At 64.8% G+C, this 25,253-nt stretch carries 23 protein-coding genes; 12 read left to right on the forward strand and 11 right to left on the reverse strand.

The window, feature by feature from the left end; translation table 11 throughout:
• Positions 1–49: 49 nt before the first annotated feature.
• The gene (locus BRA1417_RS0127125) at positions 50–292 is read right to left on the reverse strand and encodes a FliM/FliN family flagellar motor switch protein (protein WP_007603171.1); all 243 of its coding nucleotides are present in this window, start codon (positions 290–292) and stop codon (positions 50–52) included.
• Between the two features lie 80 nt (positions 293–372).
• Here BRA1417_RS0127125 and lipB point away from each other — a divergent pair, with 80 nt between their 5' ends.
• Together lipB and BRA1417_RS0127135 are read left to right on the forward strand one after the other, a co-directional pair.
• Positions 373–1,110 (forward strand): lipoyl(octanoyl) transferase LipB, encoded by a 738-nt coding sequence (gene lipB / locus BRA1417_RS0127130; RefSeq protein ID WP_027518490.1) that lies wholly within the window; start codon positions 373–375, stop codon positions 1,108–1,110.
• Between the two features lie 185 nt (positions 1,111–1,295).
• On the forward strand, positions 1,296–2,009 hold the full coding sequence (locus BRA1417_RS0127135) for a DNA helicase (RefSeq protein WP_027518491.1): 714 nt from the start codon (positions 1,296–1,298) through the stop codon (positions 2,007–2,009).
• Positions 2,010–2,070: 61 nt separating this feature from the next.
• Here the strand turns inward: BRA1417_RS0127135 and BRA1417_RS0127140 are convergent, their stop codons facing one another.
• Positions 2,071–2,493, reverse strand: coding sequence for a 4-oxalocrotonate tautomerase family protein (locus tag BRA1417_RS0127140; RefSeq protein WP_027518492.1), 423 nt, complete (start codon positions 2,491–2,493; stop codon positions 2,071–2,073).
• Positions 2,494–2,605: 112 nt separating this feature from the next.
• Between BRA1417_RS0127140 and BRA1417_RS0127145 the strand changes: the two genes are divergently transcribed.
• Both BRA1417_RS0127145 and BRA1417_RS0127150 read left to right on the forward strand, forming a co-directional pair.
• Positions 2,606–3,460: a LysR substrate-binding domain-containing protein gene (locus BRA1417_RS0127145; RefSeq protein WP_027518493.1), complete on the forward strand. Its 855-nt coding sequence runs from the start codon at positions 2,606–2,608 to the stop codon at positions 3,458–3,460.
• 149 nt (positions 3,461–3,609) lie between these two features.
• On the forward strand, positions 3,610–5,130 hold the full coding sequence (locus tag BRA1417_RS0127150) for a PAS domain-containing sensor histidine kinase (RefSeq protein WP_027518494.1): 1,521 nt from the start codon (positions 3,610–3,612) through the stop codon (positions 5,128–5,130).
• 8 nt (positions 5,131–5,138) lie between these two features.
• Here BRA1417_RS0127150 and BRA1417_RS0127155 read toward each other — a convergent pair whose 3' ends face one another.
• The 5 genes from BRA1417_RS0127155 to BRA1417_RS0127180 all read right to left on the reverse strand — a co-directional run bounded on the left by BRA1417_RS0127155 (position 5,139) and on the right by BRA1417_RS0127180 (position 10,990).
• Entirely contained in the window at positions 5,139–5,438 is a 300-nt protein-coding gene (locus BRA1417_RS0127155) for an acylphosphatase (RefSeq protein ID WP_027518495.1), read from the reverse strand.
• Positions 5,435–6,301: an oxaloacetate decarboxylase gene (locus tag BRA1417_RS0127160; RefSeq protein ID WP_027518496.1), complete on the reverse strand. Its 867-nt coding sequence runs from the start codon at positions 6,299–6,301 to the stop codon at positions 5,435–5,437. Before BRA1417_RS0127160 ends, BRA1417_RS0127155 begins: the two co-directional genes overlap by 4 nt.
• A 102-nt stretch (positions 6,302–6,403) precedes the next feature.
• Positions 6,404–7,578 (reverse strand): IS3 family transposase gene (locus BRA1417_RS0127165; RefSeq protein ID WP_156948563.1). Its coding sequence is split into 2 segments (ribosomal slippage): positions 6,404–7,269 and positions 7,269–7,578, totalling 1,176 coding nucleotides; the frame shifts between segments, so codons are not numbered across the junction.
• 142 nt (positions 7,579–7,720) lie between these two features.
• On the reverse strand, positions 7,721–9,736 hold the full coding sequence (locus BRA1417_RS0127175) for an acetyl/propionyl/methylcrotonyl-CoA carboxylase subunit alpha (RefSeq protein WP_027518497.1): 2,016 nt from the start codon (positions 9,734–9,736) through the stop codon (positions 7,721–7,723).
• A 183-nt stretch (positions 9,737–9,919) separates the two neighbouring features.
• Entirely contained in the window at positions 9,920–10,990 is a 1,071-nt protein-coding gene (locus tag BRA1417_RS0127180) for a putative zinc-binding metallopeptidase (RefSeq protein WP_027518498.1), read from the reverse strand.
• Between the two features lie 244 nt (positions 10,991–11,234).
• On the opposite strand from BRA1417_RS0127180, the gene BRA1417_RS0127185 reads away from it, so the two are divergent.
• From BRA1417_RS0127185 to BRA1417_RS0127195, 3 genes are all read left to right on the forward strand, one after another.
• Positions 11,235–13,682 carry a PAS domain S-box protein gene (locus tag BRA1417_RS0127185; protein ID WP_027518499.1) on the forward strand — a complete coding sequence of 816 codons (2,448 nt, stop codon included), beginning with the start codon at positions 11,235–11,237 and terminating at the stop codon, positions 13,680–13,682.
• A 267-nt stretch (positions 13,683–13,949) separates the two neighbouring features.
• Positions 13,950–15,200: an arsenic transporter gene (locus BRA1417_RS0127190; protein ID WP_027518500.1), complete on the forward strand. Its 1,251-nt coding sequence runs from the start codon at positions 13,950–13,952 to the stop codon at positions 15,198–15,200.
• A gap of 111 nt (positions 15,201–15,311) precedes the next feature.
• Entirely contained in the window at positions 15,312–15,548 is a 237-nt protein-coding gene (locus BRA1417_RS0127195) for a hypothetical protein (protein ID WP_027518501.1), read from the forward strand.
• 52 nt (positions 15,549–15,600) lie between these two features.
• On the opposite strand, the gene BRA1417_RS0127200 is transcribed toward BRA1417_RS0127195, so the two are convergent.
• On the reverse strand, positions 15,601–16,965 hold the full coding sequence (locus tag BRA1417_RS0127200; RefSeq protein WP_027518502.1) for an MFS transporter: 1,365 nt from the start codon (positions 16,963–16,965) through the stop codon (positions 15,601–15,603).
• 120 nt (positions 16,966–17,085) lie between these two features.
• Entirely contained in the window at positions 17,086–17,850 is a 765-nt protein-coding gene (locus BRA1417_RS0127205) for a GntR family transcriptional regulator (RefSeq protein WP_027518503.1), read from the reverse strand.
• A gap of 180 nt (positions 17,851–18,030) precedes the next feature.
• On the opposite strand from BRA1417_RS0127205, the gene BRA1417_RS0127210 reads away from it, so the two are divergent.
• Genes BRA1417_RS0127210 through BRA1417_RS0127220 form a run of 3 tightly spaced genes read left to right on the forward strand, consistent with a single transcriptional unit; the run spans position 18,031 to position 21,068 of the window.
• Positions 18,031–19,230, forward strand: a complete 1,200-nt coding sequence (locus BRA1417_RS0127210; RefSeq protein ID WP_027518504.1) for a mandelate racemase/muconate lactonizing enzyme family protein — start codon at positions 18,031–18,033, stop codon at positions 19,228–19,230.
• A 12-nt stretch (positions 19,231–19,242) separates the two neighbouring features.
• Positions 19,243–20,010: an SDR family oxidoreductase gene (locus tag BRA1417_RS0127215; RefSeq protein WP_027518505.1), complete on the forward strand. Its 768-nt coding sequence runs from the start codon at positions 19,243–19,245 to the stop codon at positions 20,008–20,010.
• A gap of 26 nt (positions 20,011–20,036) precedes the next feature.
• Positions 20,037–21,068 carry an L-idonate 5-dehydrogenase gene (locus BRA1417_RS0127220; protein WP_027518506.1) on the forward strand — a complete coding sequence of 344 codons (1,032 nt, stop codon included), beginning with the start codon at positions 20,037–20,039 and terminating at the stop codon, positions 21,066–21,068.
• A gap of 14 nt (positions 21,069–21,082) precedes the next feature.
• Here BRA1417_RS0127220 and BRA1417_RS0127225 read toward each other — a convergent pair whose 3' ends face one another.
• Positions 21,083–21,964, reverse strand: coding sequence for a DUF3280 domain-containing protein (locus tag BRA1417_RS0127225; RefSeq protein ID WP_027518507.1), 882 nt, complete (start codon positions 21,962–21,964; stop codon positions 21,083–21,085).
• Positions 21,965–22,155: 191 nt separating this feature from the next.
• Here BRA1417_RS0127225 and BRA1417_RS0127230 point away from each other — a divergent pair, with 191 nt between their 5' ends.
• Both BRA1417_RS0127230 and BRA1417_RS0127235 read left to right on the forward strand, forming a co-directional pair.
• The gene (locus BRA1417_RS0127230; RefSeq protein WP_027518508.1) at positions 22,156–23,541 is read left to right on the forward strand and encodes a HAMP domain-containing sensor histidine kinase; all 1,386 of its coding nucleotides are present in this window, start codon (positions 22,156–22,158) and stop codon (positions 23,539–23,541) included.
• The gene (locus BRA1417_RS0127235; RefSeq protein ID WP_027518509.1) at positions 23,538–24,200 is read left to right on the forward strand and encodes a response regulator transcription factor; all 663 of its coding nucleotides are present in this window, start codon (positions 23,538–23,540) and stop codon (positions 24,198–24,200) included. Before BRA1417_RS0127230 ends, BRA1417_RS0127235 begins: the two co-directional genes overlap by 4 nt.
• A gap of 4 nt (positions 24,201–24,204) precedes the next feature.
• On the opposite strand, the gene BRA1417_RS0127240 is transcribed toward BRA1417_RS0127235, so the two are convergent.
• Positions 24,205–25,047: a hypothetical protein gene (locus BRA1417_RS0127240; protein WP_027518510.1), complete on the reverse strand. Its 843-nt coding sequence runs from the start codon at positions 25,045–25,047 to the stop codon at positions 24,205–24,207.
• Between the last annotated feature and the right edge of the window lie 206 nt (positions 25,048–25,253).

The following is a 25,253-nucleotide window of genomic DNA, read 5'->3' on the forward strand; positions in this document are numbered from 1 at the left end:
AGTTCCGGCTCCTTGCGCCGGGGTCAGCCTTTTCCGCCTGCCCAGGCCGCTACCGCGTGCCGGGGATACGTGGCAGCATCTGCTTGACCTCGACCGCGATCCGGTTGCGGTCGACCAGCACGACGCCGGAGGCGACCGGCAGATTATTAGCCAAAACCTTGACCTCGTCGGCCTCGGTTGCGTCTAGCTCGATGATGGCGCCGCGGGAAAGACGTAATACTTGATGGATCGGCATGGTTGTCGTCCCGAGGACGACCATGAGATCCACGGTGACTTTGTCGAGAGTCGGCACTTCAGCACCACCGCAACTTGGGACTAGGACTAGGGACTTGGTATTTGCGCCTGGGATCATCACCCGGTTATGGTTAGCCAATGGTTAATTCACCCCAAAACCCCCGCCAAGAGCTCGATTTGACGTCGTTTTCCGCCTCCTCCGGCGAGCCCGTGGAGTGGCGGATTTCGGACGCGCCCGTGCCCTATCCGGAGGCCGTAGCCGAAATGGAGGCGCGCGTCGCGGCGATTGCGGCGGGTGAAGCTCCGGAGCTGGTCTGGCTGCTGGAGCACCCCCCGCTCTACACGTCCGGCACCTCCGGCAAGGCCACCGACCTGCTCGATGCCCGATTCCCGACCTTTGCCACCGGGCGCGGCGGCCAGCTCACTTATCACGGGCCCGGCCAGCGCGTGGCCTATGTCATGCTCGACCTGAAGCGCCGCCGGCCGGACGTGCGGGCCTATGTCGCGAGCCTGGAGGAGCTGATTCTGCGGACACTCGCCGCCTTCAACATCCGCGGCGAGCGGCGCGAGGACCGGGTCGGCGTCTGGGTCAAGCGGCCCGACAAGGGACCCGAGCACGAGGACAAGATCGCGGCGATCGGCGTCCGGCTGAAGCGCTGGGTGTCGTTCCACGGCATCGCCATCAATGTCGAGCCGGAGCTGTCGCATTTCGACGGCATCGTGCCCTGCGGCGTCGCCGATCCCCGCTACGGCGTCACCTCGCTGGTCGATCTCGGCCAGCTCGGGACGATGGCCGATGTCGACGTCGCGCTTCGGCAAGCCTTTGAGGAGCTGTTCGGGCCGACCCGGGCGCTGATGCCGGAAGCAGCGGCCTAACTTCCGGTCTCCCTCATTCTCCGCAAACCCGGAATCAGCTACGCTTGATCTCGGTGTCGCCCACGCCTCCCCCCCTCCGCCGGGAAAGTAGATGTCATGCCGGGCGAATTGATCATCGGACCGACTGTTCGAGCGCCAGGCATAAGGAGGGGTTGCGCTTCAGCTTGCAATGGGAGGTTTTTGCGATGAGACTGTCTGCACCCATCTATCATCTGAAGCGAAGAGCGAAGCGCCTGTCCCGCGAGGAAGGCGTCCCGCTGCACGATGCGCTCGACCGCATCGCCGCGACGGAAGGTTTTTCCGCATGGAGCATGCTCGCGAGGATAGCCGCCGCAGCGACGCCGGCCAACCGGCTTTTCCCGCAATTCCAACCGGGTGACCTGGTGCTGGTTGGCGCGCGTCCCGGCCAGGGCAAGACCCTGATGAGCCTCGAGCTTGCCGTGGAGGCGATGCGGTCGGGCCACCGCGCCGCGTTCTTCTCGCTGGAATACACCGAGAAAGACGTCTTCGATCGCTTTCGGGCGATCGGCGTGGACCTGGCGCAATTCGAAAAACTCTTCGAGGTCGATTGCTCCGACGCCATCAGTGCCGATTACGTCGTCAAGCAGATGGCCGCAGCACCGCGCGGCACGGTCGTGGTGATCGACTATCTGCAACTGCTCGACCAGCGGCGGGAAAATCCCGACCTCACCCTTCAGGTGCGCGCGTTGAAATCATTCGCGCGCGACAAGGGATTGATCGTCGTCTTCATCTCGCAGATCGACCGCTCCTATGATCCCTCGCTCAAGCCCTGCCCTGACCTGGACGATGTCAGGCTGCCGAACCCGCTCGATTTGAAGCTGTTCGACAAGAACTGTTTTCTGAACAAGGACGAAGTTCAGTTTCGCATAGCGAGCTGACGATCAGGAGGCTCAACCGGTTCAGGCCGCGGGTGAGATCTTTCACCCGCGGTCCGCGGTTTCACGCCTTCTCCGGCGAAACCTCGAGCTTGCCGGCGATGTAGCGCCGCTCCTGGGTCAGGCCGCCAAAGCCATAGGCGTCGCCCTTAACCTCGTCGACATGCAGATAGGTCTCGTGGTGCAGCGGGCCCAGGATCCCCGCCATGCGCTGGAACATCGCGGCGAGATAGGTGGCCTTCTCGTCCTTGGTGTTGGTGCCTTCGCTGACATGGATGTCGATCCAGTAGCTCGCGAGCTTTTGCTCTGCGAGCGACTTGCCGCCGGCGAACCAGTCGCCCGCCTCCACCGACTTAACGATGATGGCGGTGACCTCAGGATCCTTGTGCAGGATTTTTGCGGTGAGCTCGGACACGGCGCTCGCGATGTCGGCCTTCAGCGAGGGCGACTGGCGGGAGGTTGTGTAAGACACGGTGATCAGCGGCATGGTCGTTCTCCTCGGATGTCGCGCAGGTGTTGCGCGGCGTTGGGGAGAAGCTAGACCCGCCCTCGACATTTTGGTATCTTATCTCTGTTGATACCAGTGATAAGATATCGTAATGACAGCAACGCTCGACATCGCCACCGTCCAGGCCTTCCTGCTGGTCGCCGACCTCCAGAGCTTTACGCGGACCGCCGAAGCGCTTGGCACGACCCAGGCGGCGGTCAGTCTGAAGCTGCAACGGCTGGAAACGCTGCTCGGCAAGCGCCTCGTCGAACGTTCGCCGCGCGCGGTCCGGCTCACGGCAGACGGCGCGACGTTCCTCGATCGCGCCCGCGCGCTGATCGCGGCACATGACCGCGCACTGTCGGGCGAGGCCTCGGTCGCGCAATCCCTCTCGCTCGGCATCTCCGACCATGCTGCGGGGCCGGAGCTGGTGCCCTTGCTCGAACGGCTGCATGCGATGTCGTCGAACCTGACGCTCGCCGTCACCATCGGCTTCTCCCGCGAGATGCAGGAGGCCTATGATTCGGGCCAACTGGATGCGGTGATCGTACGCCAGGAAGGCAGCCGGCGCGGCGGCGAGAAGCTGGCCGAGGACGAGTTCGGCTGGTTCGCGTCACGACGCTTCTCGGTGCCAAAGGGGCAGCCTTTGCCGCTCGCGACGCTCGCCCCGCCCTGTGGGGTCCGCGCCATCGCCGTGCGCGCGCTCGACAAAGCCGGCCTGAAATGGCGTGAGCGCTTCGTCGGCGGCGGCGTCACCGCCGTGGTTGCAGCCGCGCTCGCCGGACTTGCAATCGCGCCGCTGGCGCGACGGATCGCGCCCCCCGGGCTGGTCGACATCGGACCGACCCACAAGCTGCCGAAACTCGGCAGCTCGAAGGTGATGCTACATTCCAAGGTCAGCGATCCCGCCAAGCTTGCGGCGCTACGTGCGGTGGCGGCGACGTTTCGGAGCGTGGCGGCGGTCTGAGGCTGCACGGCTTTCCGGCACGAATGCGTGCGGGCACCCGCTAGCTTGCGTCCTGCATACGGGGCTCGAATGTTGCCTAAAAATGTTCCAAACCCCTGGGAACAATCCGCCACCTACTGCGTTTGCCCCCGTTGAGGCAGGGTCCGGGAATGATCGAGAAGTCTAGTCAACAGAGGGATTTGTTCGAAAGCGAACGCAGTTTCCGCCTGTTAGTTGAAGGAGTTGCGGACTACGCACTCTACATGCTGGATCCCACCGGGAGAATCACCAGCTGGAACATCGGCGGAGAGCGCATCAAGGGCTATTCGCCCGGGGAGATCCTGGGCCAGCACTTTTCCCGTTTCTACACCGAGACCGACCGCGCCAACGGCAAGCCTGCCCGTGCGCTCGGGATCGCGCGGGACAAGGGCCGCTACGAGGAGGAAGGCTGGCGCGTCCGCAAGGACGGCACCTTCTTCTGGGCGAGCGTCGTGATCGATCCGATCTACGAGGACGGCAAGCTGGTCGGCTTTGCCAAGATCACGCGCGACATCACCGAGCGGCGCAATACCCAGCTCAAGCTCGAGGCGATGCAGAAGCAGCTCGCCGAATCACAGAAATTCGATGCGCTCGGCCAGCTCACCGGCGGGGTCGCCCACGATTTCAACAACCTCCTGATGATCATCAGCGGCAGCCTCCACATGCTGAAACGAGGGGCCGACGACGAAGCCAAGCTTCAGCGCGCGATCTCGGCGATCGAGACCGCCACCAGGCGCGGCGCGGCGCTGACCAACCAGCTCCTCACCTTCGCGCGGCGGCAGAGCGTCAATCCGCAGGCGATCGACTTCGCCGACCGGATCGCGGCGATCCGCGAGGTGCTCGATGCCGGGGTCGGCAGCTCCGTGCGCCTGGCTTTCGACGTCAGCGACGACGTCTGGCCGATCAGGACCGACGTTTCCGAGCTCGAGACCGCGCTGCTCAACCTCGTCATCAATGCCCGCGACGCGATGCCCGACGGAGGCACGGTGACGATCGCAGCGCGCAATCTCGTGCTCGACGAGGACCCCCTCGTGGGCGAATTCATCGCGATCGACGTCAGCGATACCGGCTTCGGCATTCCCTCCGACGTTCTCGACAAGATCTTCGAGCCGTTCTTCACGACCAAGCCGATCGGAAAAGGCACCGGCCTCGGTCTGTCCCAGGTGCACGGCTTCGCCCATCAGGCCGGCGGCACGATCCGGGTCGCGAGCGCGCTCGGCAAGGGCACGACCTTCACGATCCTCCTGCCGCGCGGAGAAGACGCGCCATCGCGCGAGGCGGCGGGAGAACCGGCGTTCCAAGGCAGCGGCACGGTGCTGCTGGTCGAGGACAATCCGGACGTCGCCGCCGTCAGCATCGGTCTTCTGGAGCAGCTCGGCTATCAGGTGCGTCGGGTCGCGGATGCCGAAGCCGCCTTGAGCGAGATCGAGAAGAACGGCGTCGACTTCGTGTTCTCGGATATCGTCATGCCCGGCAAGATGGACGGGCTCAGCCTGGCCCATCACCTCCGCCAGATCCGGCCCGGCCTGCCGATCCTGCTCGCCACCGGCTACAGCGAAGTCGCCGCTGGCGTGCGCGGCGACTTCCCGATCCTGCGCAAGCCCTACGAGATCCACGAATTGAGCGAAGCGATCGCCAAGCTGCCGCGGTGATTGTTTAGCTACACCGTCGGCAACACCGAAAACGCCTCGCCTGCCCGGCGCAAATTCAGCTCATCGACGTCGGCCGTCTCGCTGGTGACGCTGTCGACGCGCGAGGACGGCGGGCCGTGGCGGCACAGCGCCACCATGTCGGCGACGTGCTTCGGCGGCCCTGCGAACAGCGCTTCGACGCTGCCGTCGCGGCGGTTGCGGACCCAGCCTTCGAGACCGCACGTCGTCGCCTGATGCTCGAGCCAGGCTCGATAGCCGACGCCCTGCACGCGGCCGCGGATCATGACCTGGAGAATCGCCCGGCTCATTTTGTCAGTCCGAGGACATCGGCGCTGCGCGCCTTGACGTCGGCCTCGCGCGTGACGCGGCTGATCAAGTCCGAGGATGGGAGGCCTTTGAGATTCTTCGGCGCAGTGCCGTCGCGCAGCGCCTTCTGCGTCTCGTAGACGGCCTGCGTTGCGGCCGCGATCGGCGCGTGGCCCTGAAGTGCGATGCGCACGCGCTGGCCCGCGAGGTATTCGAGCACGTTCAACTCCTCCGGCGCGCCGCCGAGCACGATCGGCAGGCGCGTCGCGGATGCGATGGCTTCGAGCTCGGCGCGCGACTTGATGCCGGTGAAGAACAGCGCATCGACGCCGGCGGCCTCATAAGCCCTCGCGCGGCGGATCGCATCGTCGATCGAGTTGATCGAGGCCGCACCGGTGCGGCCCATGATGACGAGCGAGGGGTCGCCGCGGCCGTCGAGTGCCGCCTTCATCTTGCCGACGCCCTCCTCCAGCGAGATCAGCTGCGTCTTCGCTTCGCCGAAGCCGGCCGGCAGCAGCGTGTCCTCGATGGTCAGGCCGGCGGCACCCGCCGTCTCCAGCTCCTGCACCGTGCGGCGCACGTTGAGCGCGTTGCCATAGCCGTGATCGGCATCGACCAGCACCGGAAGCGCTGCCGCACGCGACATCCGCCGCATCTGCTCCGCAAGCTCGGTGAGCGTGATCAGCGTGATGTCGGGGTCGCCGAGCACCGCGAGCGATGCCACCGAGCCGCCGAACATGCCGAGCGGGAAACCGAGATCCTCGGCGATGCGGATCGAGATGGCGTCGTAGACCGAGCCGGGATGGACGCAAGTCCCGCCCGACAGGATCGATCGCAGTTTTTCGCGACGGGAACGAAAGGCCATGGTGCCCTCTCAACTGTTGCGACGCAGCCGCAACATACACCGTCATTGCGAGCGCAGCGAAGCAATCCAGAATTGATCTTCCCCCAAAAAAGTGGACAGGGTTCAAGCCGATTTTAGCTCCATCTCGACCGGGCTGATATAGCCGATAGCCGAGTGCCTTCGGGTCTGATTGTAGAAGCCTTCGACGTAAGCGAAGATGTCGCGCTCGGCTTCATTGCGGGTCTCATATTGACTGTGATGGATCAGTTCGGTCTTGAGCGTGTGGAAGAAGCTTTCCATCGGGGCGTTGTCGTAGCAGTCGGCTCTGCGGCTCATCGAAGGCCGAAAGCCGGCGGCTTGCAGCGCTTGGCGGTACTCGGTTGAAGCATATTGGATGCCGCGATCGGAATGATGGATCAGGCCGGCGCCGGGCTTTTGTCCCTTGATCGCCATTCGTAATGCGGCGAGCGGCAATTCGGCGCGTAGATGGTCGTCCATTGCCCAGCCCACGATGCGGCGACTGTACAGATCCATAACGGCGGCCAGGTACAACCATCCCTGGCCGGTCCAGACATAGGTGATGTCGGCGAGCCAAACCTGATTGCGCATGGCGGCCGAGAAGTTCCGGCCGAGCAGGTTCGGCGCGATCGGGAAGCCATGCCCGCTATCGGTGGTGCGGCATCGTCGCGGCCCGGCGGAGATGGCTCGAACGCCATGACGGCGCATCTGCCGCTCGATCCGGCCACGGCTTGCATGATGTCCCTGGGCTTTGAGCTCGACATGGATGCGCGGGCTGCCATAGCGGCCATGGCTCTCGCGATGAACCCGCTTGATGCCTTCCAGCAGATCTCGATTGGCCACGGCCCGAGGGCTTTCCGGGCGCGACCTCCAAGCATAGTAGCCCGCGGGCGAGACGCCGAGCACACGGCACATGATCTTAACCGGATAGTCCGCCCGGCGATCTTCGATGAAACGGAACCTCATGTCCGGGGTCCAGCAAAGATCGCTATCGACTTTTTTAAAATGTCGCGCTCCATGCGCAGCTGTTCGTTTTCCCGCTGCAACCGTGCGACCAGGTCAGCTTGGTCCGCCGACGGCACCGCCGCTTGCGATGTGGGCGCCACGGCGCTGCCGCCGGCTGCCACCGTGCTCCGATCCTTCACCCATCGGCTCAGCACGGAGCCGTCAAGCCCGAGCTCCTTCGATACCGACTTCGCCGAGCGGCCGCTCGACAAGACCAGATCGACTGCCTGCCGCTTGTACTCGTCCGAATAGGACCGTCGCTGCCGTTTCGCCATCTGACACCTCTCGCTGCCTAAGCTATAGGTGTCCACCGATTTAGGGGAGGCTCAGAATCTTTCAGCGGAGGCAGTCTGGATTGCTTCGCTGCGCTCGCAATGACGAAGTCAGTGGACCCCTCGCAAGAGTCCCACCCAAACCCTACGCAAACTCCAAAATAAGCGCATCCACCGCTAGCGTCGCGCCGGCGCTGGCGTGGATCTTCTTCACCGTGCCGTCCTGCTCGGCGCGCAGCACGTTCTGCATCTTCATGGCTTCGACCACCGCGAGCGTCTCGCCGGCCTTGACCTCCTGCCCTTCGGTCACCGCGATCGAGACCACGAGACCGGGCATTGGACAAAGCAGCTTCTTGCCGGTGTCGGCAGCCGTGGTCACCGGCATCAGCCGCGCCGAGGCAGCTTCCGCTTCGGTCCAGACATAGACCGGCACCTCGACGCCCTGATGCGCGAGGCGGATGCCGTTCGCGATCGGGCGCACCTGCACCGCCACGATGTGCCCGTCGATGGTGCCCTGCCAGACCGGATCGCCCGGCTTCCACGGTGACTGCAACAAATGCGCATTGCCGGCCTTGCCGTCGGCGTCGACGAAACGCACCGCGACCGCCTCGCCCTCGCGCGCGATCTCCAGCAGGATCTCCCGGCGGTCGAGCCAGACCGCACGGCGACGCTCGCGTTGCACGATGCGGCCGCCCATCTGACCCGAGATCTGCCGCTTGCGCTCGCCCAGCACGTGATCGATGGCGGCGCCGACCGCGGCAAGCCGCCGTGCGACCTCGCCTTCCGGCACGCGGACGGCAAAGCCCTTCGGAAATTCCTCGGCGATGAAGCCGGTGGAGAGCCGGCCCTCGCGCCAGCGCGGATGATGCATCAGCGCCGACAGGAATGGGATGTTGTGGCGGATACCGTCCACATAGAACGAGTCCAGCGCGGTGGCCTGCGCCTCGATCGCGGCCGCGCGCGACGGAGCGTGAGTGACGAGCTTGGCGATCATCGGATCGTAATGGATCGAGATCTCGCCACCCTCCTGCACGCCGGTGTCGTTGCGAACGGTGATGCCGTCCTGGCTCGCTTCCGCCGGCGGACGGTATTTCACCAGGCGGCCGATCGAGGGCAGGAAGTTGCGGAACGGGTCCTCCGCGTAGAGGCGCGACTCCACTGCCCAGCCGGTCAGCGTGACGTCCTTCTGCGCAATGGAGAGCTTCTCGCCGGCGGCGACGCGGAGCATCTGCTCGACCAGATCGACACCGGTGACGAGTTCGGTGACGGGATGCTCGACCTGGAGGCGCGTGTTCATCTCCAGGAAGTAGAAGCTCTTGTCCTGCCCCGCGACGAATTCGACCGTGCCGGCAGAGTCGTAATTCACGGCCTTGGCGAGTGCGACCGCCTGCTCGCCCATCTTGCGGCGGGTGGCTTCGTCGAGCAGCGGCGACGGCGCTTCCTCGATGACCTTCTGGTTGCGGCGCTGGATCGAGCATTCGCGCTCGCCGAGATAGATCACGTTGCCGTGCTTGTCGCCCAGCAGCTGGATCTCGATATGGCGGGGGTCGACGATGAACTTCTCGATGAAGACCCGGTCGTCGCCGAACGAGGCTTTGGCCTCGGCCTTGGCGAGGTTGAAACCCTCTGCGACCTCGGAGGTCGAATGCGCGATGCGCATGCCCTTGCCGCCGCCGCCGGCGGACGCCTTGATCATCACGGGATAGCCGATCTCGTCGGCGATCTTCACCGCGTGCGTTGCGTCCTCGATGACGCCGAGGTAGCCGGGCACGGTCGAGACTTTTGCTTTCGCGGCGGCCTTCTTGGATTCGATCTTGTCGCCCATCGCTGCGATCGCGCCCGGGTTGGGGCCGATGAAGACGATGCCGGCCGCCTCCAGCGCGCGCGGAAACGCCTCGCGCTCGGACAGGAAGCCGTAACCGGGATGCACGGCCTCGGCGCCCGTCTTGCGGCAGGCCTCCACGATCTTCTCGATCACCAGATAACTCTCGGCCGCAGCCGGCGGGCCGATCAGCACGGCCTCGTCGGCCATCTCGACATGGAGGGCGTCGCGGTCGGCCTCGGAATAGACCGCGACCGTTTGAACTCCCATGCGGCGAGCGGTCTTGATGACCCGGCAGGCGATTTCGCCGCGATTGGCGATCAAAATGCGTTTGAACATGCTTTTCTTGAGTCTCGACCTTGGGCGGGACCCTTCCCTGGCCGTTGGAGCCTATGGGACGGGCCGTGTGGCTCCCGTGGTACATCAAAATAGGCGGGAGGCAACGGTCAAAATCCGGCCCCTCTGGCGTACCAGCGCAAGACCGAAGCAAGACCGAAACGGGCCTGGCGGGCCTCGGACGGCCTACGGCTCCCCGGCCTTGCCCACATTCCGGACCAGGCCGTGAATGAAGCCGAGCTTCGCGACGACGACCGGCGAGAGAATGAACGGATAGAGGTCGCGCATGCCCATGGCGCGGTTGACGCTGTTCATGGCGAAGGTGAAGGGCAGCCATGCGTTCACGATCGCCTCGACGTCCCTCGCTTCGTAAGGGTTGAAGCGGATGCGCGCCGTCAACTCCCCGTCGCGATCGACCTTGGGGCGCACCTCCATGCCGAACTCGCTGGCCATCTCCAGGGTGTCGACGATGTGAAGATAGTGCGCCCAGGTCTCGGCGAAATCCTCCCACGGATGCGTCGTCGCATAGGCCGAGACGTAGTTCTGCTGCCAGTCCGGCGGGGCGCCTTCGGCATAGTGGCGCTGCAAGGCCTGGCCGTAATCGGCGGAATCGTCGCCGAACACGGCGCGGCATTCGTCCAGCTTGCCGCCGTCGCGCACCAGCACGTCCCAGAAATAGTGCCCGACCTCGTGGCGGAAATGCCCGAGCAGCGTCCGGTAGGGTTCACCCATCTCCAGCCTGCGCCGCTCGCGCTCGATGTCGTCGGCCTCGGTCAGCGCGATCGTGATCAGGCCGTTGTCGTGGCCGGTCAGGACCTTCTGCCCGCTCTGCGGATCGTCGGCGAGGAAATTGAAGATCAGGCCATGTTCGGGATCGTCCTGCCGGGTCTGGAGCGGCAGCTTCCAGCGGATCAGGGAATAGAACAGCCGGTGCTTCGCCATCTCCAGCTCGCGCCAGCCGGCGAGTTGTGCCTGATCCGACAGATCCGGCACGACGCCGTTATGCCGGCAGGCGCGGCAATAGCCGGTGGTGTCGCCTGCATCCGTCAGCCAGTTGCACGCATCATGCTCGGCATTGCTGCACAGCATGCGACTTTCGCCCTTGGTGGCCAGCGTCTTCCAGGCCTCTCCGTCGGGCTCGATCGCCGACATGGTCTCCTTCTCGGGCAGGAACGCGACACGATGGCCGCAGCGTTCGCAGGCGCGGTTCTCGAAATAGATGACGTTGCCGCAGGCCTGGCAGACAAAAAGCTTCAAGATTTAGCCTCTTCGGAAAGCGAGTTTTTATGAATGAAAGTTGTGGCGCCTCGCGGATACGCGCGCGGAGGGCTCATCGTTCCAAGGTTCGGAACAAATAGCCAGACCCGACGTTCTTTCATGCCCACCACACTGCATTCGGCGACGTCTTTCTTTCAATATACCCTTTGGGCAATGGCCATCACGCTTCGTCTGTGTGAATATCCGTCCGCCACGTGCGCTCTCGCATCACCCGGCCACCGCCTTGAACGATCCTTCGCCCGACACCATCGCCGCCGAAAGGCTGCGCCAGCACCTGGAAGACGTCGCGCGCGAGCGCGACAACGCCTATCGGGCGCTCCAGGAGCGCGAAGCCGAGCTTGCGCGCATCCAGCGCATCGGCAAGGTCGGCGGTCTCGAAGTCGACTTCCGCGAAGGCTTTAAGAACCGCCGTTCGCCGGAATATCTGATGCTCCACGGCCTGCCGCCCGAAGCTGCCGACGAGTCGCACGAAGACTGGATCAATCGCATTCATCCCGACGACCGCGACGCTACGGTGAAGCACTTCATCGATGCGCTGTCCGGCACGAGCGAGGACTACACCGCCGAATACCGCATCATCCGTCCCAGTGACGGCGAGACCCGTTGGATCCGAGTCGTTGCCAAGATCGAGCGCGACGGTGGCGGCCGCGCCCTCCGCCTCGTCGGAGCCCATATCGACGTCACCGACCAGATGCTGGTGCGCGAGACCCTGCGCGAGAGCGAGGAGCGCTTCCGGCTGATCGCCAACAGCGCGCCGGTGCCGATCTGGGTCACGAAACTCGACCGCACACGGTCCTTTGCCAACCAGGCCTATGTCGATTTCGTCGGCCTGCCCTATGACCAGGCCATTGCCTTCGACTGGCGCAAGGTACTGCATCCGGACGACCTGCCACATGTGCTGCAGCAGTCGGTCCAGGGTGAAGCATCGCTCAAACCGTTCGTCCTGGAAGCCCGCTACAAGAACGCCGCCGGCGAATGGCGCTGGCTACGTTCGGAATCGCAGCCGCGCTGGGACCCGACCGGCAGGCATATCGGCTTCATCGGCGTTGCCCATGACATCACCGTGGCCAAGCAGGCCGAAATCGAGCTGCGGCAACTCAACGAGACGCTGGAAGAACGCATCGCCGAGCGCACCGCCGAGCTCGAATCCAACGAGGCGCGGTTGCGCGCGATCCTGGAGACCAGCAACCAGTATCAGGGCCTCGTCAATCTCAGGGGCGAGCTGCTTTACGCCAACACGACCGTGCTCGACGCCATCAAGGCGAGCCCTGCGGACGTGATCGGAAAGCCATTGTGGCAGACGCCCTGGTTCAGCACGACGGAGGGCATGAGCGCGCGGGTGCGCGAGGCCTTCGACACCGTGCTCAAGGGCGAAGCCGTGCGGCTGGAGATGCGCCTGCGCCTTCCCATCGGCGAGCGCGATTTCGAATTCGGCATGCGCCCGGTGCTCGACCGCCACGGCAACATCACCGGCGCGGTGCCCGAGGCTGTCGACATCACCGAGCGCCGCCGCGGCGAGGAAGCGTTGCGGCAATCGCAGAAGATGGAGGCGATCGGCCAGCTCACCGGCGGCGTCGCGCACGACTTCAACAATCTGCTCACCATCATCCGCTCGGCCACCGATTTCCTGCGCCGCCGCGAGCTGCCGGAGGAGCGCCGCCGCCGCTATGTGGATGCCATCTCCGACACTGTCGAGCGTGCCTCCAAGCTGACCGCCCAGCTGCTGGCGTTTGCGCGCCGGCAGCCGCTGAAACCGCAGATCTTCAACGTCGGCAGCCAGGTTGAAGGCGTCGCGCAACTGGTCCGGCCGCTGGTCGGTGCCCGCATCGAAATCGCGGTGGAGGTTCACGATGGCGACTGCTTCACTGTCGCCGATATCGCGCAATTCGAGACCGCGCTGATCAACCTCGCCATCAACGCCCGCGACGCCATGGACGGCGAAGGCCGCCTCACCATCGCGGTCCGGAAAGTTCAGGGCATCCCTAACCTGCGCGCGCAATCGGCGCGCGGCGGCGACTATGTCGCGATCTCGGTCGCCGACACCGGCAGCGGCATCGCGCCCGAAAATATCGAGGCCATCTTCGAGCCGTTCTTCACCACCAAGGAGGTCGGCAAGGGCACCGGCCTCGGCCTGAGCCAGGCCTTCGGCTTCGCAAAGCAGTCGGAGGGCGACATTGCCGTGACGAGCACGCATGGTGAAGGCGCGACCTTCACCATCTATCTGCCGCGGGCGCAAAGCCCCGCGACAGCTCAAGAAGCCGCGGCGCTGACCTATGAGGCCGCGGCCACCGGGCGCGGCTATCGCGTGCTCGTGGTGGAAGACGACGACGAGGTCGGCCGCTTCTCCACGGAGCTGCTGGAAGACCTCGGCTACGTCGTCCGCCGCGCCGCCAACGCCAATGCGGCGCTCGCCATCCTCGGCGAGAACGAGTTTGCCGTCGACCTCGTCTTCTCCGACGTCATCATGCCCGGCATGAACGGCGTCGAACTCGCCGGCATCATCCGCGAACGCTATCCGGGCCTGCCCGTCGTGCTCACCTCTGGTTACAGCAACGTTCTTGCCGGGAACGCCGATCGCGGTTTCGAGCTGATCCAGAAGCCGTATTCGGTGGAATTGCTGTCGCGCATCTTGCGCAAGGCGATCACGGCAAAGCCGTCGGTCACGCGGTGAGTGCTATGATTGCACGAAGCCGCCACAAACTCCGTCATTGCGAGCGCAGCGAAGCAATCCAGAATCTTTCCGCGGGAACAGTCTGGATTGCTTCCTCGCTGCGCTCCTCGCAATAACGGGCTATCGCGCCGCTTCAGCCCCAACAGGCTTTTGGGCTGAAGCTCGGGCCGAGACGCGGCAAATCGCAGACGGTGGTCCGCGTCCCCGGGGGGAAGACAGCGGCGGCGGCTTCCGCTATCGCTGCCGAACACATCCTAGGGATCGAACGTGCCGTCTGACGCCATCCTGGCCTGGAGCATCATCGTCGCCGCGACCGCTGGCGTCATCATCCGGCCCTTTCGCCTGCCGGAGGCGATCTGGGCTGTCATCGGCGCCAGCGCGCTGGTGCTGATCGGCGTGCTGCCGTGGCGTGATGCGTTGACGGGCATCGGAAAGGGTGTCGATGTCTATCTCTTCCTGATCGGCATGATGCTGATCGCCGAATTGGCGCGGCTCGAGGGCCTGTTCGACTACCTCGCCGCGCTCGCCGTGGAATATGCCGGCGGCTCGCCGCAACGGCTGTTCCTGCTGATCTACATCGTCGGCACGCTCGTCACCGTCCTGCTTTCGAACGACGCCACCGCAATCGTGCTGACGCCCGCCGTCTATGCCGCGACGCGCGCCGCCGGCGCCAAGCCGCTGCCTTATCTCTTCGTCTGCGCCTTCATCGCCAACGCCGCGAGCTTCGTGCTGCCGATCTCCAACCCGGCCAATCTGGTCGTGTTCGGGACCCACATGCCTGCGCTCACCGAATGGCTGCGCCTGTTCGCCCTGCCCTCGGCGGCCTCGATCGTGCTGACCTATGTCGTGCTGCGCCTGACCCAGCACTGCGCCCTGAAGGAAGAAACGATCGCGCGCAGCGTGCCGCATCCAAAGCTCGGCCGCGGCGGCAAGCTGACGGCCATCGGCATCGTGGCGATCGGCCTCGTGCTGGTCACGGCCTCCGCCCAAGACAAGCAATTGGGCCTGCCGACCTTCATCTGCGGCGTGGTGACGGCCGCCATCGTGCTGCTGCTCAACCGGCAATCGCCGCTGCCCGTGCTGCGCGGCGTCTCCTGGAGCGTGCTGCCGCTGGTCGGCGGGCTGTTCGTGATGGTGGAAGCGCTGATCAAGACCGGCGTGATCGGGCAGCTCAGCGCGCTGCTGCATGAAGCTGTCGGGCAATCCGTGACGAAGGCGGCCTGGAGCGTCGGCATCGCCACAGGGATCGCCGACAACATTGCCAACAATCTTCCCGTCGGCCTCGTTGCAGGCTCGGTCGCCGCCAGCGATCATTTGCCCGCGCCGGTCGTGAGCGCCATCCTGATCGGCGTCGATCTCGGGCCCAATCTGTCGGTGACCGGGTCGCTCGCGACCATCCTGTGGCTGGTGGCGCTGCGGCGGGAGAAGATCGAAGTCGGCGCCTGGCCGTTCCTGAAGCTCGGACTGCTGGTGACGCCGCCGGCCCTGATCGCGGCGCTTGCGGCCGCGATCTGGTAGCCACGGCCGATTAAGTTCAGTTGTTTGCGGTGCATCAATGCCGACGGTCTGACCGCGACTAGAGTTCACTTGTCGCGTGATCGAGACATGCCGCGACAAGGAAGGTTCATCATGCAGATTCAATCAAAGGCGCTACCGCAGAGCTTTTCCCTGCGTCGCGAAATTCAGAGCTACATCGCGCCCGCTGACGGCCGGGGCGAGACGTCCCATCCCCTGCTCGTTTTCTCGGTCGTGGCGCTGCTGACTCTGTTCGCCATTATGCAGATCGACCTGCACTCCGCCCAGCTTCAGGCCATCGGCCTGCTGAGCCATGGGACCGCAATCGATCCCGTCTTCCTGAGCCCGTAGCAGGGCAAAACCCGATCGCGGCCATCGCGGGCCGCGACCGGGTCACGCATCGTCAGTCGTTCTCGTAGCCGTAGACTTCCGGCAGGATGAAGATCGCTGCGAGCAATCCGATCAGCGGGAAGATCGCGACCATCAGCGTCGCGTTCGCCTGCCCGATCGCAGCGAACACCGTCGGGAACAGGAAGATCGCCAGGAACGACGGCAGCTTCACGAACATGTAGGCGAAGCCGCTGGCGGTGCCGCGATATTTCGGCTTGGCGACCATGGTCGGGATCGTCATGCAGTTCGACGCATCCCAATAATGGCCCCACAGCATCGCGGCAGCCGCGAACGGCAGCAGGATCTTGTTGTCGGTGTAGAGCGCGAAGGCCGCGACCAGCAGCGAGACCAGCACGATCGAGAAGCCCGCGATCGAGATACCGCGATGGCCAATCTTCGGCGTCAGCAGCGGACCGACCCAGCCCGACACGGCGGCGAAGGAGAACAGCGCCATCGTCACCAGGTTGATGCCGAGCACGCTCGACACCCCGACCATCACAAAGAGCACCGGCAGGTAGAACGCGAAGGTCGAGAACTCGCTCGCTTGCGCGAAGCAGGCGATCCAGCCGTAGATCGTGGCGCGCCAGCGGATCGGATCCTTCTTGAGGTCGGCGAGGAATGCGCGGGTGGAGACCTTGGGCACCTCCACGTCATGGTCCGGCAGCATGGCGAGATCGTCGTTGAACATCTCGCGCGCGACCTGCTTGGCCTCGCGGTAGCGTCCCTTCTGCACCAGCCACACCGCCGTCTCAGGCACGTCGTGGCGCATCACCAAGATGATCAGCGCCGGCAGCGCGCCGAGGCCGAGCGTCACCCGCCACAGTGTCTCGTGGTGAATGTCGAGCAGCAGGAAGATAACGATGACGCCGATCGTCAGGACCTCGCCGACCGCGAACATGAACTGCCAGCGGTTGCCCATGACTTCGCGCTCACCTTTGGCCATGGATTCCATGATGTAGGTGTAACCGGTCGAGATGTCCGAACCGAGCGGAATGCCGAGCAGGAAGCGGATCACGACGAGCCAGCCGACGCTGGGCACGAAGGCCTGCGCCAGCGCCAGCACGATGAACAGCACCATCGTCACCAGGAACATGACGCGGCGGCCGATCTTGTCCGAGAGCCAGCCGCCGAGCAGCGCACCGATCATGGCGCCGCCTTGCGTACCGGCCGCGGCCAGGCCCAGCATCAGCGGATCGGGATTGAACTGCTCCTTGATGAAGATCAGCACGAAGGCGATCGAATAGAGGTCCCAGGCCTCGACCAGGATCGAGGCCATCATCAGCCAGCCGACCTTGTTGCCCTTGGGACTGTAGTTCGTGATGAGGTAGCGGACCGCGGCTTCGCTCGCGGTCGGTTGTGGCATCGCCATCGTCGACATCTTTGGTCCTCTCTTCAAAACTCTCAAGCGCGATGAGATCAGGATCGTCATCGCGCTTTAGCCCAATTATTTGAGCATGATCTCTTCGGAAAACCGCTGCACACTTTTCCGGATCATGCTCTACGTGCCAAGCAGCGGCTCGATGCTGCAATCGAGCAGGCGCGGGTCGATCCCGACCTCCATGCCGGTGAACATCTCGCCCATGTAGTCGATCAGTGCATCGCTCGCCTTCACCGCGTCCTCGACGCGGCGGCTGGCGACCGCATTAAGAATAGCCAGATGATGATCGATTGTTCCTGACAGCTCCGCCTGTCCCGGCATGAACCGGTGGTGGATGTAGCCGATGCGCCGGTACAGGGTGTGCAACGGCCGCAGCGTGTGCACCAGGAACGGCTCGCCTGCCGCCTCCAGCACCAGCGCGTCGATGCGGCGGTCGATATGGTTGAACTCGTCGAGGGTCAGACTGGCGCGGCGCTCGCGCAAAAGTCGCTCGATATGCAGCGCCTGATTGCGGTGCGAGAGGCTGGCGCGATCGGCCGCAAGCCGGATCACGAAGCGCTCCATGTCGCGGCGCAAGGCCAGCAGCATGCGCTCGCGTGCCAGATCGATCGGCGCAATGCGTAGACCGTGGCGCGGACGGATGATGATCAACGTATCGGCGGAGAGACGATTGACGGCGTGATGAACCGGCGTACGGCCGAAGCCGGTGATGTGCTGCAATTCCAGCATCGTCATGAACTGGCCGGGCTTCAGCTCGCAATGAACCAGGAGCTCTTCGATCCTCTGATAGGCCAGCTCGAAGAAGTTGAGACGGTTGCGCCGGGAGGGCTTGCCCTCGCCGTCGTCGTTCCTCACCACCTCGAGCGCGCGCTTGCGCGTTGCCATGTCGTCTCTCCCCTCAGCCCGCGCCGTCGTTGCAGGGCGGCGCCTTGTTGGTGATATCCCTAAAACATGTTGTGATATATTACAAGCGAGCGTAAGACTTGGCATGCGCCCGTACCATGCTGCGGTGCGGAATCACAACAAGACGGCGCTGCGCGCGCCTGCGACGGGAGGAGTATTGCCGTGAAGATCACGTCGATCGAGACGCTGCGCACCGAAGAATTCTCCAACGTCATCTGGGTGCGCGTTCACACCGACATGGGGATGATCGGCCTCGGCGAAACCTTCTACGGCGCCGGCGCAGTCGAGGCGCAGATCCACGACACCTTTGCCGGCCGCCTGCTCGGCCGCAATCCGCTGCACATCGAAGCGATCCATCGCGACATGCTGAACCTGCCGATGGCGCAGTCATCCACCGGTGTCGAATATCGCGCGGCTTCGGCCATCGACATCGCGCTATGGGACCTGTTCGGCAAGGTCTGCAATCAGCCGGTACACCAGATGCTCGGCGGCCTTTGCCGCGACAAGCAGCGAATCTACAACACCTGCGCCGGCACCCAATATGTCCGCTCGACCAATATCAGTCCGGTCGCGAATTGGAATCTCGGTGGCTCCAAGGGGCCCTACGAAGACCTCGATGGCTTCATGAACAACGCCGATGCGCTCGCCGAAAACCTGCTGGAGAGCGGCATCTCCGCCATGAAGATCTGGCCGTTCGATCCGGCGGCGCAAGAGAACAAGGGTCTCTACATCTCCGCCGCGCAGATGAAGCAGGCGATCGAGCCGTTCGAGAAGATCCGAAAAGCGGTCGGCGACAAGATGGAGATCATGGTCGAGCTTCATTCGCTCTGGAACCTGCCGACCGCAAAACAGATCGCGCGCGCGCTCGAGCCCTACAAGCCGACCTGGTACGAAGACCCGATCCGGATGAACTCGCCGCAGGCGCTGGCCGAATACGCCCGCTGCACCGACGTCTGGGTCTGCGCCAGCGAGACGCTGGGCTCGCGCTTCCCTTACAAGGACATGCTCGACCGTGACGCCATGCACGTGGTGATGGCGGATCTGTGCTGGACCGGCGGCCTCACCGAAGGCCGCAAGATCGCGGCGATGGCCGAGACCTACCACCGGCCCTTCGCGCCCCACGACTGCATCGGCCCGATCGGCTTCATCGCCGCCATCCACATGTCGTTCAGCCAGCCCAACACATTGATCCAGGAATCGGTGCGCGCCTTCTACAAGGGCTGGTACAATGAGCTCGTGACCACCATGCCAACGATCAAGGACGGTTTTGTCTATCCGATGGAAGGTCCCGGCCTCGGCGTCGACCTTCTGCCCGCCGTATTCGACCGCTCCGATCTGACCGTGCGCCGTTCCAACTCTTAAGGATCTTTCGAGATGAGTACTGCCCTGTTCGACCTTTCCGGCCGCACCGCGCTCGTGACCGGCTCCTCCCGCGGCCTCGGCCGCGCCATCGCCGAGGGCATGGCCAAGGCCGGCGCCAGGATCATCGTCAACGGCGTCGATCCCAGCCGCGTCGAGCAGGCGCTCGCCGATTTTCGCGCCGCCGGGCATCAGGCGGAAGGCGCCGCTTTCAACGTCACCGACGAGCCTGCGATCGTCGCCGCCTTCAACGACTTCGACAAGAGGGGCATCGCGGTCGACATCCTCGTCAACAATGCCGGCATCCAGCACCGCAAGCCGCTGGTGGAGTTCACCACCGACGAGTGGCGCAAGGTGATCGAAACCAACCTCACCAGTGCCTTCGTGATCGGCCGCGAGGCGGCCAAGCGCATGATCGCGCGCAAGCACGGCAAGATCATCAATATCGGCTCGCTCGGCAGCGAGCTCGCGCGTCCCACGATCGCGCCCTACACCGCCGCCAAGGGCGGCATCAAGAACCTGACCCGCTCGATGGCGGTGGAATGGGCCCAGCACGGCATCCAGGCCAACGCGATCGGCCCCGGCTATATGCTGACCGACATGAACGAGGCGTTGGTCAACAACACCGACTTCAACACCTGGCTGATGGGCCGCGTTCCCTCCAAGCGCTGGGGCCGACCGGACGAGCTGGTGGGCGCTGCGATCTTCCTGGCGTCGGATGCTTCGACCTATGTCAACGGCCAGATCATCTATGTCGATGGCGGCATGATCGCTGCGATGTGAGCCGCGAAACGCTGAGGGAGCCAACCATGCGCGCCGTCGTCATTCACGCACCGAAAGATCTGCGGATCGATAGCTATCCGGATGCAGCGCCCGGTCCGGGTGAAGTCCGCGTCAAGATCGCGAACGGCGGCATCTGCGGCTCCGATCTGCACTACTATCATCACGGCGGCTTCGGCGTCGTGCGCATCCAGCAGCCGATGGCGCTAGGCCACGAGATCGCCGGTGTGGTCGCAGCCGTCGGTGACGGCGTCACGAACGTGAAGCCGGGCACCCGCGTCGCGGTCAATCCGAGCAAGCCGTGCGGCCGGTGCCTGCATTGCCAGGAGGGTATGCGCAACCAATGCCTCGACATGCGCTTCCTCGGCAGCGCGATGCGCTTTCCCCATGTGCAGGGCGGCTTTCGCGAATTCATCACCGTCGATGCGGCGCAGGCCGTTCCAATCGCCGACAAGCTGTCGCTGGCGGAAGCCGCGGTCGCCGAGCCGCTCGCGGTGTGCCTGCATGCCGGCAAGCAGGCCGGGCCCCTGCTCGGCAAGCGCGTGCTGATCACCGGCTGCGGCCCGATCGGCGCGCTGATGATCCTGGTCTCGCGCTTCGGCGGCGCGGCCGAGATCGTGGTCACCGATGTCGCGGACGCGCCGCTTGCCGTCGCCAGGAAGCTTGGCGCCACTCACGCCATCAATGTCGCGGCCGACGCCACGGCGCTCGATCCCTGGCGCACCGGTAAAGGTGTGTTCGACACGCTGTTCGAAGCCTCGGGCAATCAGGCCGCACTCCGCACCGCACTCGATGTGCTCAGGCCCGGCGCCACGCTGGTGCAGCTCGGCCTCGGCGGCGAGATGACGCTGCCGATCAACTCCATCGTCGCCAAGGAACTGCAGCTGCGCGGCACTTTCCGATTCGATCCCGAATTCGAGCTGGCGGTGCGGCTGATGGGCGAAGGCCTGATCGACGTCAAGCCGCTGATCACAGCGACCATGCCGTTCGAGAACGCGGTCGCAGCGTTCGAGCTCGCCAGCGACCGCTCGCAGTCGATGAAGGTGCAATTGACGTTCTGAGGCCGCGCTTAAGGCTATTGCTGCGGCTGGTTCTCTATCAGCCGGTCGCTGACCAGCCGCACGGCGCCCCGTTTCCACGAATAGTCCGCGCCCAGGCGCAGGCCGCTGTCGCCGCGTGCCAGCACCGCGGCGGTCCTGGCATCGCGCACCTGAAAGCCGAGCGTGTACTCGGTGCGGCTGACCCGCCGCACTACGCCGATCAGAGACTGATCCGCACCGAGCCCTTGCGCAATCGCAGCCTCACAGCCGCCGCAGTCGCGTAAAGCGCGCGCCTTCACCGCCTTCTCGTTCGCGCTGCCGACATCGACTAGGCGGTAGCGGCCGGATTGACCGAGGGCGTCGCGGACACTTCCCGTCACTTCGGCCAGATAGGATGCATCCGCGGCCGCGAGGCCGGCGGCCGGCGCCGCGGTGTTGTCGTCGAGCTCGAATTCGAACACCGCCAGTGCGATCGGCGCGGGCGTGGCGAGTGCGGCCATGATCTCGCGGGACACGAAGATCTCGGCGCGCTCCCACGATTCATCATTGTCGCCGCGGAAGGTGTAGAGCTTGTCCATCACGATCTTTTTGGCACTGACGTCGATCACGGCGACCTTGGCCCATTGCACCAGCGTGCTCGTCTTCTGGATGCCGCCGATCACCTTGAACGCCGCGCCGTCCTGGGCCGACGGCACCAGCCGGTAGCGCCGGTCTGCGCCAATGTCTTGCCGGAGCGCGGCCATGAAGGCCGCCAGCCGTCGCTCGTGGGCGGCGGTCTGGTTGGCGGGCTCCGCCGACGTATCGGTATAACTGAAATCGTCGATGGCGACGCCAACGGCAGTCTCGGCACCGAGCGCATAAGCCGCCGGAAGGACGACAAGGAGACAAGCCGAGAGGATCAACCAGCGCAGATGCATGAGCGGGCCTCGTGTGACGGAGCGGCCTGCAATCTGGACGGCGGAATCGGGCCATGCAGCGGCGCCGATCCCGGCGATGGCCGGGAAAATTTCACGACGGTGCACCGCACTCACGGCTGGCGGCTTTGCGCCGGAGACGTTCTGCCGTTTAATGCGGACGCGACAAACCCGTTCGCACCAGGTGCCTGCCGATGTGGAACCGCCCGAGGTTCGATCTCAAAGTTCGTCTGACGTTGCGCGTGGCCGCGATATCGGCCGCCTGCTTCGCCGCGATCTCCGCCTATTTCCTGATTACGGCCGACCGCGCGGCCCATGCGCGCCTCGACGATATCGCCGCCATCGTCGCCAAGACGCTGGAGCTGCAGCAGGGCAAGATCCAGTGGGTCGCCAGCCCGCGCTCGGACTTTCCCAACCTCGACCCCGTTTCGGCCTATGTGATGACGCCCGGCCTGTGCCTGGCGTTCCGCGGCACGAGCGGCGACATCCTCCAGCGTTTCTGCAGCGGCGCGCCCGCCCCGGCGAACCCGCCGCCGCAAGCCTTCACGGCCTTCTATCGCAGCTTGTTCGATCCCGGCCGCGAAGCGGCACGGCCTGTGATCGTGCGCGGAGCGAAGCTCGGCGAGGCCGTGGTCTCGGTCGAGCCCGCCGTGCAGACCGCGGAGGCCTGGCACGAGGCCGGCCGCCTGATGCTGGCGCTGGCGATCGCGCTGCCGCTGCTCTGCGCGCTGGTCTACGCCGCGCTGGCACGCGCGCTGCGCCCCACCCGCATGATCCGCACCGGCCTCGAGCGGATTGCCGCCAACGACCTCACCACGCGGCTGCCGCCGTTCGACCTTGCCGAGCTCTCCGCGATCCGCGACGGCTTCAACCATCTCGCCGAAAGCCTCGAGACCGCGCTTGCCGAACGCAGCGAGCTGACGCGGAAGCTGATCGCGCTTCAGGACGAAGAGCGCCGCCATCTCGCGCGCGAGCTGCATGACGAGTTCGGCCAATCGCTCGCCGCCATCCGCGCGCTCGCCTCCTCCGCCCGCCAGACCGCCGCGCAGGACTGCCCTTCCCTGCTTGGCGAATGCGACGGCATCGCACGGACCGCAACCGGCATGATGGAGACGTTGCGCGGCACGCTATTCCGGCTGCGGCCGCCCGATGTCGAGGAGCTCGGGCTCGTCGCCAGCCTCGAAGGCCTGGTCGCGGGATGGAACGGGCGCAGCCGCGGCGAGACGCGTTTCTCGATTCGGTTCGACGGCGCATTCGAGACCCTGCCGGCCACGATCAGCGCCAGCCTCTACCGGATCGTGCAGGAGGCGCTCACCAATGCTGCCAAGCATGCCGTCGCCACGCGAGTCAGCCTGGAATTGACGATGGGGGCGAGTGATATCGCGCTTGCGATCGACGATGACGGACGCGCGAGCGATCCCGTCGCGAAATCCGGAATGGGCCTGCTCGGCATGCGCGAGCGCGTCGCAGCCTTGCGCGGCCAATTGAGCTTCGAGGCCGCTCCGAACGGCGGCTCCGCACTGCGCGTGGTCATTCCGCTCGCAGCCGCCGATCGGCCGCCGCTGGAGCACGCCGCATGAGCGCGGCCGACGCCACCATTCTGCTGGTTGACGACCATTCCGTCGTCCGCGAGGGCTATCGCTCCGTGCTCCAGAAGCAGCCGGGACTACGCGTCATCGCCGAAGCCGCCGACGGCGCGGAGGCCTACCGTCTCTACAAATCGGAGGCGCCCGACCTCGTCATCATGGATCTGAGCATGCCCGGCATCGGCGGCATCGAGGCGGTCAGGCGCATCCGGCAGTGGGACAAGGGCGCGAGAATCCTCGTCTTCACCATGCACGAAAACGCCGGCTTTGCCGTGCAGGCGATCCGCGCCGGTGCCAGGGGCTACGTCACGAAGACCAGTCCACCAGAGACGCTGGTGCGCGCCGTGATGGACGTGCTCGCCGGCAAGATTGCGATCAGCCCCGACATCGACCATGAACTCGCGCTGAGCCGGCTGGCCGGCGAAAGTTCTGCCGCCGACGTCCTCACGCCGCGCGAGTTCGAGGTGCTGCGGCTGCTGCTCGCCGAGAACACGACAGAGGAGATCGCGGAGACACTCCATGTCAGCCCGAAGACGGTGGCGAACCTGCATTCCCTGATCAAGGACAAGCTCGGTGTCGGCTCCGACATCGAGCTTGTCCGGCTGGCACTGCGCCAAGGCATCTTGACGGAGGTCGATCTCGGCGAGGCCTGATCGCTCAGGCCAGATAGCGCGTGAGATAACCTTCCATCGCGTAGAGCGCACAGAGCGCGAGGCTCGACCACACGGCGGCGGTGAAATACAGGAACATCCAGGTCAGCTCGCCCTTCCAATGCGCGATGTCGTGGGTCACGACCCAGCGCGTCGAGACGTCATGCAGGCCTTCGAGGAAGCCGAGCAACCTGTTGCCCTCTTCATGCCCTGCCCGCCAGCGGCTGAGATACATCGGCACGTCGACGGTGACGAGGAAGGCCAGGAAGGAGGCGATGCCGACGATCCCGGCAATCAGCGCCCAACGCACCACGCCCTGGAATTCCGGCATCAGCCGGCACAGCGCGATGCCCGCGAGGAAGAACGTCACCGCCCACAGTGAGTTCTCGATCGCGTTGAAGAGGAAGTTGGTCGTCACCACCGCATACCACGAGAAGCACTCCGCGATGATGATGATGGGCACGATCACCCACGCGATGTTCACGACCGTCTCGGCGCCCGTCATGGTCCCGAGTTGATGCAGGATGACCGCCCATTGCGCGGCGAAGCACAGTTCGGCCACGGTCGCGACCGTGCGGCCGACGAAGACGCTGGAGAGCCAGGTGTCGAACAGACAGATGCGCTGCACGTCGGCGCGCGGCAGGAACGAGCGGAAGGCGCAGCCGAAGACATAGCCGGCGCAGAGCAGGAACATCAGCCCGATGTCGGAGCCGCCACTGATGCTGCCTGAAGGCGTCGGGTAGAACGCGCGGTACAGCATGAACCAGACGAGAATGTTGGCAGCACTGACCAGCGTCAGGGACCCCCACCACCACGCGAGGGGATTTGTCCGCGCCTGCCACTGCAACATGAATCGCTCCGTAATCGATATGACATTCAGTCGTAATAATCCTGTCACAACAGGCCATGGAATCACGACGAAAATCTGTGTGCGGCCGCGCTCTTCGCGCAGATTTTATCACCGCCAGCAAAGGCGGCGCACGTTCGGATAGTGGACACAAAGTTGCATTTCCTGAATCTATTGGACAAAAGATCCGACCGGGTTCATTAATCCTG

The sequence above is a fragment of the Bradyrhizobium sp. WSM1417 genome (assembly GCF_000515415.1).
Lineage (GTDB): Bacteria > Pseudomonadota > Alphaproteobacteria > Rhizobiales > Xanthobacteraceae > Bradyrhizobium.